Annotated in this window: 7 protein-coding genes; all 7 read right to left on the bottom strand. The window is 54.5% G+C overall.

Annotated features, from left to right (window positions below):
- Positions 1-79 precede the first annotated feature (79 nt).
- A complete protein-coding gene (locus tag TU73_RS15815; protein WP_057012999.1) occupies positions 80-4,807 on the bottom strand; it encodes an RHS repeat domain-containing protein in 4,728 nt (1,575 codons plus the stop codon).
- Positions 4,808-5,093: 286 nt separating this feature from the next.
- Positions 5,094-7,085, bottom strand: a complete 1,992-nt coding sequence (locus TU73_RS29010) for a hypothetical protein (RefSeq protein WP_156421234.1) — start codon at positions 7,083-7,085, stop codon at positions 5,094-5,096.
- Positions 7,086-7,322: 237 nt separating this feature from the next.
- A complete protein-coding gene (gene moaE / locus TU73_RS15810; RefSeq protein WP_057012998.1) occupies positions 7,323-7,775 on the bottom strand; it encodes a molybdopterin synthase catalytic subunit MoaE in 453 nt (150 codons plus the stop codon).
- 2 nt (positions 7,776-7,777) lie between these two features.
- Complete coding sequence (gene moaD, locus TU73_RS15805) at positions 7,778-8,020, bottom strand: molybdopterin converting factor subunit 1 (protein WP_057012997.1); 243 nt, start codon at positions 8,018-8,020, stop codon at positions 7,778-7,780.
- Entirely contained in the window at positions 8,017-8,490 is a 474-nt protein-coding gene (gene moaC, locus TU73_RS15800) for a cyclic pyranopterin monophosphate synthase MoaC (RefSeq protein ID WP_057012996.1), read from the bottom strand. Before moaC ends, moaD begins: the two co-directional genes overlap by 4 nt.
- Before the next feature lie 181 nt (positions 8,491-8,671).
- Positions 8,672-10,066, bottom strand: coding sequence for a PhoH family protein (locus TU73_RS15795; protein ID WP_032877681.1), 1,395 nt, complete (start codon positions 10,064-10,066; stop codon positions 8,672-8,674).
- 340 nt (positions 10,067-10,406) lie between these two features.
- Positions 10,407-11,531 carry a polysaccharide deacetylase family protein gene (locus TU73_RS15790; protein WP_057012995.1) on the bottom strand — a complete coding sequence of 375 codons (1,125 nt, stop codon included), beginning with the start codon at positions 11,529-11,531 and terminating at the stop codon, positions 10,407-10,409.
- Positions 11,532-11,643 lie beyond the last annotated feature (112 nt).

Genomic DNA, 11,643 nt, shown 5'->3' with positions numbered 1-11,643 from the left:
AGAAAACAATGCGCGGCAATTCATCTACAACCAGTGATACTACCTAGACGAGGTGAATGCGCCTCCCATATTCAACACCTCAGACCCGACCCCACTCGCTGAGAATAGGCTGGCGAATACGACTGATCTCCTTACGAAACTCTTCAACGTAGTTCGCACTATCGCCCTGGCTATCCATAAATCGTCTGACCCGATTCTGTGAGGGCTCGGCACCTGAACCCTGATTGCGGCCGGGCGGCATTTTCAGGTTGCCCATTTTCGGGTTGGAGCGGAAAACATCGTAACTTTTGCTGAATTGGCTGACGCCGACGGCGTCGGTGAATTTATAGCTCGGCCCGATGGCTTGTTTGATGGGAACCATTAAGCCCCTATTCAAGGGCTTTTCAGAATGTGCCTTCACGTCAATGGACCCTGGCCCGTGATCATGGTCTGTGGCGTTGTAAAGGTCGTGCGTAAGGCTCAGGTACCCTGTTATAGATTTCGGGCTGCTGAATACACTTCCAAGCGAGAAGAGAACAGCTGCGACATTCAAGTTCTCGATGTGATTTGAGCGGTCCCAGCCCTGCTGGCTGTCCACTTCCGCTACGCTGAGTGAGGCAACACCCAGGACTCCAGCTACCACTCCAGCAGAAGCGGAAACTACTGCGATTATACTGGCAGTGAGTGCCGTGCCCGCCGCTGCCGCTGCTGCGAGGGCTACCCCCCCAGTCACGACACCTGCCACCGAAAGCGCCAGAAACGCGAAGGTTAACAACCAGTGATGCAAGTTGAGGAACAATCCCTCGGGATCAGACCGGTTAACAGGGTCGCACGCGCAATAGGCGTAGCTGTTGATGCCGCCCTCACCAAATGGACTCAAGGGGTCGGGCGACAAAAAGACCATCAACTCGGGGTCATAAGCACGCCGGCCGTTGCCCAAGTGGTAAAGGTTGACCGGGATATCCAGCCGTTCGCCATTGAACGCAGGCAATTGCAGGTCGGCCATTGTGCGGACCTTGCCGTCATCCGGGGAAAAATACGCGTTGCCATAGGGTGTGTAGTGACGCCCCAGGGTCGGCTGCCCCGCCGCCGCAATGGCGCGCACACTACCCGAGGCGTCCACCAGGTGCTGCTGCTCGCCCTCTACGCCGCCGGTTCGGGCCAAAACCGTATCTGCGCTGCGTAAGTAACGGATGTTCTTGTTACCTTCGATCAGTGCATCAAGCCGATCATCGGCATAGGCGAGCCTGACCGCAGGCTCGCTGCCGCGGGCGGCCAGTATTTGCCGAAACTCGGCGTCGTATTGGTAAGAGTAGGTAAAGGTGTCTGTCTGCACAGCGGTCAACTGGTCGAGCGCATTGAAAGTAAATACACGACCCGGCGCCCCCTCCAGCAGATTACCCGCCACATCGTAAATCAGAATTCGTGTTTGCGCGGGGTGAGTGTGAGTCACCTGCGATAACTGGGTTGGGTCGTTATAGGTAAATGAGCGCTTGCTGATGTCATGGGTACCATCGGCGAAATAGGTGTCGACCTGAGTAATATTGTCGAGGCCATCGTGCTGGAAACACTGTCGGTTAACGCTACGTCCCAATCGATCTCGGGGAAACTCTTTACCGTCACAACGGTATTCACTTAAGCGTCCGTAACCGTCATAGGCAAAGGTTTCACCAATCACCAACTGTTCTTGGGCATCAAGTATGCGCCTTGTCGCCAGCAGGCCATCCGGGTGATAGGTACTGGCAATGCGCTGGAACTTGCGCCCCGACACGTCAAGTATACGGCTGGACTCGCGCCCCCAAGCGTCGAAGGTAATTTTCGCGTCAACGGCCGTCGCATTACCCGTTTGAGCGGTGGAGACTTGTATGAGGCGGCCGACATCATCATATGCTTGTGTCATCACCATCACGCCGGTTACCACACGTTCGAGCCGCCCTTGGGCGTCGTACTCGAACGAGCTGCTTTGTCCACCAATCGAAGTCTGCTGCAACAAACGTCCGTTGGGCGAATACGCATGATTTTGCTTCAACACCTTGCCGTCTGCTGTCTGGACGTCGCTCAAGGGGTGCCCATAGGCGTCATAAGTCCGCTCATGTTTGAAACTGGACATCTGCGAAACGGTACGCGCCGCATTTTTGGGATCGTGGCTGAACAGCATCGGCGCAAATCCCGGCGTCCGAGCTTCGGTCAGGACATCGAGTTGCTCGTCAAAGGTTTGCACCTGCCGATCCCCATGCGGGCTGATGAACACGTTTGGGTTGACTGAGTTTGCCGAGTATTCCCAGGTGTAGCCCGGCGCATCATCGCGCACTCCGCGGGTCTGAGACGTCAAGCGCCCAAGACTGTCGTAGGTGCTGGCCCCCACACGTTTGGCGTCCACCGAAATAGCGCTTACCAGTTCCTCACTGGTGCCTGCCATATAGGTGGTCACGCGCTGACGCGGTGCCGTGCCGTCGGTGGGTGTCTCGCAAGTGTTGACCACTCGATCGAACGCATCGTAGGTATAAGTCGTTCTGGTCTGCCTGGCATTGGTGACCGTGGCGCAGCGTCCCAAGCCATCATAAGTCCGGGTTTCCATTTCCAGGCGCTCGCCCGCCACGCCGACACGTACCATTCTCGCTGGCTGGTCATATTGATTGAAGATGGTTTCCCACTGCGCCTGCCCGACGACACCGGTCTTCTTCAAGTGGTGAAGAGGGTCGTACTCATCAATCAGCACGCGTCCATCAGGTTGGGTGGTGCGGCTTGGATTGCCCCACGCGTTATACGCAAACAGGGTTTTCAACGCACGCTGACCAGCCTCCCCCAGGTAATCAATGCGGGTCTGTTCAATGCAACGTCCCTGCCCATCATATCGACGGCTGCTGATGGGTCTGAGTGTGTCTTCGCCCAATACCTGCGCAGTTGATACCTGGCGCCCCATGCCATCGAAATAGGTAATGACTTTGTTGCCCTGTGCATCAGTAGTCACCAGGTTGGCCTGCTGGCCAGCGGTCGCGAAATGATAGGTATACTGGCGCCCGGCAACTCGCGGGTCGCCTACGGCAGTGGATTCGGCAGTCAATCGACCAGTGACATCGAAACTCAACACCAGCTTGGCGCCTGCGGCGTTGGTCAGGGCAAGCACCCTGCGGTTGGTCAGCGACAACGTACGAACCGAATCCAGCCACTGGCCCACCTCACGGCCCTTGAAGCGACGGGTTTCAGTCATCGTGTCATCTTCAAAGGTGTAGGTGAAATCGGTGACCTGGGCGAGGTTGTCAATTGTGGTGGTGTTACTTTTCAGTCGACCGTTCAGTGGGAAGTTGTCAGCCGCCTCGTGATAGGTGTGCAGGGTCTGCACAACTCCGTCGCGAGCCGCGGCATGTTGCAAGACAAAATAGTCGCCCTGCGCCGTTTGTATCTGGGTGTGGGTTTGCTCAGTGATTCGGGGCGCAACTGTCGTGTCGGCCGAAATAATTTTTTCCTGTTTCAAGTAACGCTGGAAAAGCCCATGGGGGTCAGCCGGGCATTTTCCGGGTTCGCCTGTGATTGGGTAATAGCTGTATTCGGTGCGTATGCCGGAAGGTTCGGTGCGGCTTAGTTCGTTGCCGTAGTCGTCGGTCTCTATGTGCTGGATTTCTTCCCGTGGAGTGCCACCAGCCACCAACTCATAGCGCTTGATGATCGTTTTTGGAAGATGAAAGTTGGGGGGCTGGTTGGGAAACTGGCCGGGCTGCGTATTATAGATAATGGCCGTCGTGGTCCGGGTGCCTTCACGTACGACTCGCTCTTCAGTCAACAAGTGATACTTGTTGTAAGTGGTATGAGTGGCACTCAGCTGGGTGTCGCCAACAGAATCGAGAGATCGCTCTTCAGTCCAGTATTCATAATCGCCAACAACTTGATACAGATTGTCTTCACCTTCGCGAAAACCACCAGAAAACGGGTATCCGGTAAAATTCCGGCCTGGGCTATAAACGTAAGTCAGAGTCATGGGCGGCTGCTTGGCGGCCGGTGTTCGTACCCAACTGGTCACCCGTGGAATAAATTGATTGTTAGCGTACTGATGCCCTTGCTCTGCATACGTAATCAGCTCCTCACCGCCCATCGGGGACCGCACTCGCATAATAGGAACCATTCCGTTGCGAAACGCCGAGCGATACTCAAACACATAGCTGGCGGTACCACGTGCTTCACTACGGTCAAAGGGAGCAGATACCTGCGTCAGACGGTTATTGGTGTACAGAAACCAGACACGGGCATAACGACCACCATCGACACGTGTATCTGCTATCGACAGGTTCCCGTTTGAGTAAGTCAGGACCAGCAACTCCTCCTGTTTCTGGTTAAGGATCCGCTCCAGAAGGCCTGTAACGCCGTAACGAAAGGTCAGCCGCTCACCGTTTTCGAACAGTATGGCAACGATCCGGTAGGGCTGAGTACTGCCAGTACGCCGTAGAATTTCTATGGTCCCGTCGTTGTAGACCACCTGTAATGTAGTGGTATCCGGCCGTTTGACCACGATGTCCTTTAACTTGTGATTTATGATCTTGAGCGTGCCACCCACGGACGGCAGAAGGTCAGTCTGATACTGCTCGCCACTTAGTAAAGTGAGTCTGCGACGGCTCTCATCGAACTCAGTATTGCTAAGGCGCCACCCGATTCCACAACCATTGTTTTTGGTATCGAACATCGAGAAACCAAGGGATATATCCCGGCTCGCCTCCAGCGGCCCTTGGGGATTAAAAGCCGCTAACTTGATATGACATCCATATTGGCCGGTACGCAAATCAACAGAGCCATTGATATAAGAACTAAAGTTGAAGGCATTCGAATAAATATCCATAGCGCTGCTCCACCAAGGAAAAGTCAAACCTCACTCAAATAAGAAAACAATGCGCGGCAATTCATCTACAACCAGTGATACTACCTAGACGAGGTGAATGCGCCTCCCATATTCAACACCTCAGACCCGACCCCACTCGCTGAGTATGGGCTGGCGAATACGACTGATCTTTTTTCGAAACGCTTCGATGTAGTGCGCGCTATCGTCCTAGGTATTCATAAAGCGATTGACCTGATTCTGTGCCGGCTCGACAATTGATTAATCCGTATAAAACTTGACCCAGTTCCTAAGCATCAACCAAACTAAAGTCACCATCGCGCGGCAAAATTCGAAAACTATGCTCACAACCATAATTATCCAAGACCCGCAAAATACTATTTGACATCCCTGTATCCATCTTCCATTTCCCCCAAAACTTGACGATACGAAGCTGAGTAGACTCCGCATTAAATCTGACTTTTGGATTTTTCGGATTATACCCTTGCTGAATATCATTAGTTACTAACGAGCTCCCCGGTTCTTGCCATGTTACCACACCGACCTGACTCCATTTAGAATTGCCCACTTGGGTCATAGTCTGGCAAAATGCAGTATGAAAATAAAAGCCCCTATTATTCATCAGCAGCGGCTTATCAATTCCGAGCATGGTGACGATTTTCAACCCTCCGGGCGGAGTATAATAAACAACATTTACATCAGTAACATCATCAAACTGAGCGCCACCATCTTCATACTTAACAAAATCTGAAACCAACAACCTGTAAGGACGAGTTGGAAGAATAGTAACGAACGAATTATAATTACCTGAATTGGTAGTAAAAACATCATCCCCCAGGCGAACTGTAGCCATGAACCTCTGAGGTTCAGTCGGCATATTTTTATCCAGACGCATGTAACGGTCAACCAACTCAACGGTGACATTCAATTTCGCACCAATGGAACCAGTACTCTCTTCTACTTGTAACCGCGCGCCATGTCTCCTTAGCCCACTGTCATAGTCATTTTTATGGCGATCGCAATGCCACCCTAACGGAAGTGACTCGTTTGGATTTTCTGAATAACGAGTCACAGTGACGCTGTTGCGTTCCTCTTGACTCAATGTATAGGGATGCCAATAGCCGTCACTGTCTTCACGTTCGACGACAAGTTCGATCTGAACCTTGCATTGATGACGGCCATTGGCATAGAGCGCATCCGTTGATGGCTGGCCGCTGGGAAGCACTATGTCAAAATGCGACACCCTATAGGGTCTTAGATCCGGCGCTCCCTGCAGATATAGATTACCCTGGCGATCTCCCTTCAATGAAAACTTATGTTCTGTTCCGAAGTTGTCAAATAACCGCCAGGCTCTAGGAGTAACGCGCTCAGGATAACCCACCGCATTAGTACCAAACATCACTGCCCGCATGATAGTAGGCTTTTTATTAAAATTCACCGGCGGCTTTTCATCAGGCAGCCCCCAATCTCGATGAATTTCCTCTATATCAAGAGGCTGCCCGATTACATTTTTATTTGTAAGTGTTCCCGCCTTATATGACAGGCCATTCAACCCAATCTCTAACGGCTGCGACAATGTAGAGTCAAACGCCGCTCCATCACCCGGCAAAATGAACGGATTATCAATACCTTCATTCTTTACAAAACTCAGCCCTGCCGGAGGAGTCCAATAATACACAACAGCATAAGCAAACACAGACGAGGTGAAGTAAAAAAACGCGTACTCATCTTTACACTCGTCTAACTCACCAACTTCCAAATGCAATGGACGCACGGGATTGATGGTAACTGAAGAATCAAAAACCACTCCATTTTCAGAAAAATTCGTAGTATAAACCTGCCCGCCAATAACGATTCTCGCCATAAATCGCTCTGACTTACCTGCCGCCTTTGGATCACAACGTAGATAGCGGCTTACGCGTTCAGTTCGTAGATCGCTGACAGCCTTTATTACCTCTACCTCTGAATCACTAGCCGCCAATCCTTTCTGCCAGAGCCCAAGTTCATAGTGATTTCGTTGTTCGTCACAGCACCACCAAGGCGGGAGCATTTTATTATCTTGCTCAGACCACCTGACAACCATCAGAGTATCTAGCTCCTCAGACGTCAGAGCAACGCGAGTCCAATTTTCCTCTTCAGCTTTAACTTCTTTAACGACATCAATAACAACCTCGCACTGATGATTTCCATTTGCATACAGACCATTAGCCTGATCCGTTCTAACAGGACGGCTGATATTGAACGCTATTAACCTGTTGCGACTATTTTCACGCGTGACCATATCCCATCTCCCATTATAACTTTTGTCAATAAGGCAAGGTTTGATCAAGGGAAGGGTTAATCCCAGCCTGAAATAAAAATCAATGCCTGGCCTTATCAAAGCCTATAACGAGAGGAGCCAACAACTGTCAGAGTTAACAGTTTTATATATTAATTTTGAATAAATACCGACAATTTCAGGTCTTAATAGAAATGAGGCATGACGTTTGCTCATTCAAAAGCCGCACGTCAAATCCACTCATTGGCCCCAGCGATCGGCCGCCGCATGATCACTGTCCCGCCCCTCCACCCACCGCGCACCGTCCGAAGTATTTTCCTTCTTCCAAAACGGCGCCCGCGTCTTCAGGTAGTCCATCACAAACGCACAAGCATCAAACGCCGCCTGCCGATGCGCACTGGCCGCCCCAACAAACACAATCGGCTCCCCCGGTTCCAGCGCACCGATGCGATGTAACACTTCCAGCTTGAGCAACGGCCAACGCTGCTCAGCCTCTAAGGCAATCTTGGCCAAGGCCTTTTCGGTCATGCCGGGGTAGTGTTCCAGGAACATCCCGGATACATCGCGCCCATCGTTGAAGTCGCGCACATAGCCAACAAAACTCACCACCGCACCCACGCCCACATTGGCTGCGTGCATGGCGTTGACTTCGGCGCCGGGATCAAAGGCTTCAATCTGCACACGAATGGCCATATTCAGCCTCCGGTCACGGGTGGGAAGAAGGCGACTTCATCGCCGGCTTGCAGAGGCTCATCGAGGCTGCACAATTCCTGATTGCGGGCGCACATCAGGCTGGTTTCGTTGAGCACTGCGAAATCCGGCTCACCCGCCAACGCTTGGCGCACGGCGTCAACGGTCGCGAACTCGCCTTCCATCTCCAGCGAGTCCAGACCAATCGCTTCGCTGTAACGCGCAAAAAACAATACGTTGATGCTCATGCCTGGTCCGCCTTGAAATGCCCGCTTTTACCGCCCAGCTTTTCCAGCAGACGAATGCTTTCGATGGTCATGCCCCGGTCCACGGCCTTGCACATGTCGTAGATCGTCAGTGCCGCGACGCTGGCGGCGGTGAGGGCTTCCATCTCGACGCCGGTCTGCCCGGAGAGCTTGCAGCGCGCCAGGATGTGCACGGCGTCGTCACCGTCGGCGCGCAGTTCGACCTTGACGCCGGTGAGCATCAGCGGGTGGCACAGGGGGATCAGGTCACTGGTTTTTTTCGCCGCCTGGATCCCGGCAATGCGGGCCACGGCGAACACGTCGCCCTTGGGGTGGGCGCCGTCGACAATCATTGTCAGGGTGGCGGGCAACATGCGCACCCGCGCTTCAGCCACCGCCTCACGGAACGTCACGGTTTTGTCGGTGACGTCGACCATATGGGCGCGGCCTTGGGAATCGAGATGAGTCAGCACAGCGATACTCCTGATCAGGAGCAGCGATTGTAAACCTATCGCTGATCAAAATGTGGGAGGAGGCTTTATGTGGGAGCCGGGCTTGCCCGCGATACAGGCACCGCAATGTGTCAGTCACACCACAGTGATGCTATCGCAGGCAAGCCAGCTCCCACATAAAGCCAGCCCCCACACTGAGCTCTTACAGATGAGACTCGGCGTACTCGGCCAGAATCGAACGTGGCACTCCCTGCAGCGCAATATGCACGCCGTTGGGGAAGTCCTTGAAGCGTTCCGTCAGGTAAGTCAGCCCGGAGCTGGTCGCGGACAGGTAAGGGGTGTCGATCTGCGCCAGGTTGCCCAGGCACACCACTTTGGAACCGGCGCCGGCACGGGTGATGATGGTTTTCATCTGGTGCGGGGTGAGGTTCTGGCATTCATCGATCAAAATCAGGCTTTGTTGGAAGCTGCGCCCGCGGATGTAGTTGAGGGATTTGAACTGCAAAGGCACTTTGCTAAGGATGTAGTCGACGCTGCCATGGGTGTTTTCGTCATCCATGTGCAAAGCTTCGAGGTTGTCGGTGATTGCCCCCAGCCACGGCTCCATTTTTTCCGCCTCGGTACCGGGCAGGAAACCGATTTCCTGGTCCAGGCCCTGCACGCTGCGGGTGGCGATGATGCGGCGATAGCGCTTGGTCACCATGGTCTGCTCGATGGCGGCCGCCAGGGCAAGGATGGTTTTCCCCGAGCCGGCAGCGCCCGTCAGGTTGACCAGATGGATGTCCGGATCGAGCAACGCATACAGCGCCAGGCTCTGGTAGATATCACGCGGTTTCAGGCCCCAGGCTTCCTGGTGCAACAGGGGTTCCTGATGCAGGTCGAGGATCAGCAGCTTGTCGACCTGGATCTCTTTGATCCAGCCCACGAAGCCCTGTTCGTCGACGATGAACTCATTGATATGCACGGCCGGCAGGTTGTCGATCAGCTGCACCTGGTGCCAGGTGCGGCCGTGGTCCTGACGGGTCTCGACCTTGCTGACGCGGTCCCAGAACGAGCCGGTCATCATGTGATAACCACGGGAAAGCATCGACACGTCGTCGACCAATTGGTCGGTACTGTAGTCCTCGGCAGCGATCCCACACGCTCGTGCCTTGAGGCGCATATTGATGTCTTTGGTCACCAGCACCACGCGCAAGTCCTTGTCGCGAGCGTGCAGGTCGATCAATTGGTTGATGATCTTGTTGTCGTTGAGGTTTTCCGGCAGCAGGCTGTTGGGCTCGCTGCGCTTGCTCATCAGGATCGACAGCAAGCCCTTGGGCCCGCTCTTGCCACGCTGGATCGGCACCCCGACTTCAACGTCTTCGGGCGAGGCTTCGCCCAGAGTCTTGTCGATCAGGCGGATGGCCTGGCGGCATTCGGCGGCAACGCTGTGGTGGCCGCTTTTGAGCTTATCGAGCTCCTCAAGCACGATCATCGGGATGGCGACGTGGTGTTCTTCGAAGTTAAGCAGTGCGTTTGGATCGTGGATCAATACGTTGGTATCAAGCACATAAAGGATTGGCTGGTCGGAAGAAGGGGTGCGTCCATGATCATCCATACTCGGTCACCTTTGTGGGAGCCAGTCGACGCAATACCTGGGCGGTGCTGCGCCTCGATTCGACCACCGACCACACCTGAGTGACGTCAAGTGCAGTGCCCACATGAGGAGTCTTGGAAGACGCCACCTGTGTTGCAGGGTTCGGCGGTCTGACTTCGTAATACCGCAAAACCCATGACAGGAAAAAGCACTTTGACGCTTTTTTGAAGTTTATTTTTCAGGATGACGAATAGCACTAGCCGAAGGCCAGCCACCCCGTTAAAGTCGGAAGTCCGCCTGCATCGAAATGTCGCAGCAAATCACCCCAAAAATCCCTCATCCCCAGCAAGGCCGGGCATTCTCAGCGAAATGCCTCGCGGCACTCCTGCCAACCCAAGCCACTCTGCGCCGTTGCCTGCAACACCATCGGTATTGCCATCCGCGCCTTGTCCTGAGTGTCGTGAAAGGCAATCACACCTTTGCGCCACAGCAGCATCAGCGTCAGCACCCGCTGCGCCGACTCATCGGCCTTGAGCTTGCCCGGCTCGTCCTGGGAATCGATGTCCCACAACGCCACCTGCAAACCCTGCTGCTGGAAAAAACCCTGGCTGTCCGCGCGGCGCTGCCCATAGGGTGGACGGAACAGCGGCAGATAGTTTTCCGGCATCAGGTGCTGCACCAGCGCGGCACTGCGGGTGATGGAGCTTTGCCAGTCGACCCAATGGCTGTGGGAACGGTACTCCCAACCCTGGGTACCTACGCACTGCCCCTGGTACAGCGCCTGCACATCGGCGGCAGAACTACGCTCTACCCGGGTTTGCAAGCTGCTGCCGAGGGCAAAGAACGTGGCGTTCATCTTCTGTTTGCGCAGGTAGTCGGTGAGCCAGTCGGTATTGCCGCCAACCGGTGCAGGGCCGCCATCGAAGGTCAGCAGGAACATGCGGTCGTTGAGCTCATCGCCATTGCGCTCATGGTCGCCAAAGCGCGCCACTTCACTGCTGATCTGCGGGAACAGCGCGGCCTTGCGCAGCAGTTCGTCGAGATAGCGCTCGTGGAAGTGCCGGCTGGGGGCGGCCCAGCCTATATAGAAAGAGTTGTCACTGACCTCGAACTTGCCAGCCTGCTCACGCAGGTCGTCCATGTTGTCCACCAGGAAGCAGAACGAGGCATCTTCTTCGCAGCTTTGCTGGGCGAAGCTGTAGTTCTCCAACAGCCGTTGCCAGAGCTGGCGACGCAGGTCGTCGATCGCGGCCAGGTTGATAATCTTCAAGCCCAGGCGCTGTTTGAGTGCAGCGTCATCCAGGGATTCACTGGCCAGCAGGCCGTGGGCGAACATGAGGATTTCTGCGCGCGAGGCCACATCGAACAGCGCCGGGCTGCTGAGTTTTTCGGGCCAGGTGCCACGGTCCAGACTGGCCACATCCGCCGGGGCGGCGTAAACGTTCAGACATAACAGACTGGCTGATAATAAAAGCGCAATTCGCACCGAAGTTCCCCCTTACCAAAGACGAACGGCACTATAGCTGATCAGCACCGTACCCAGCCGTTGTGGAACCACCGCCCCATAACGCCGACCGTACGTTTACGCGTTACGGTCA

The organism is Pseudomonas libanensis (assembly GCF_001439685.1).
Classification (GTDB): domain Bacteria; phylum Pseudomonadota; class Gammaproteobacteria; order Pseudomonadales; family Pseudomonadaceae; genus Aquipseudomonas; species Aquipseudomonas libanensis.
The sequence above is the reverse complement of the archived record's forward strand: the minus strand, read 5'-3'. Positions and strand labels throughout refer to the sequence as shown.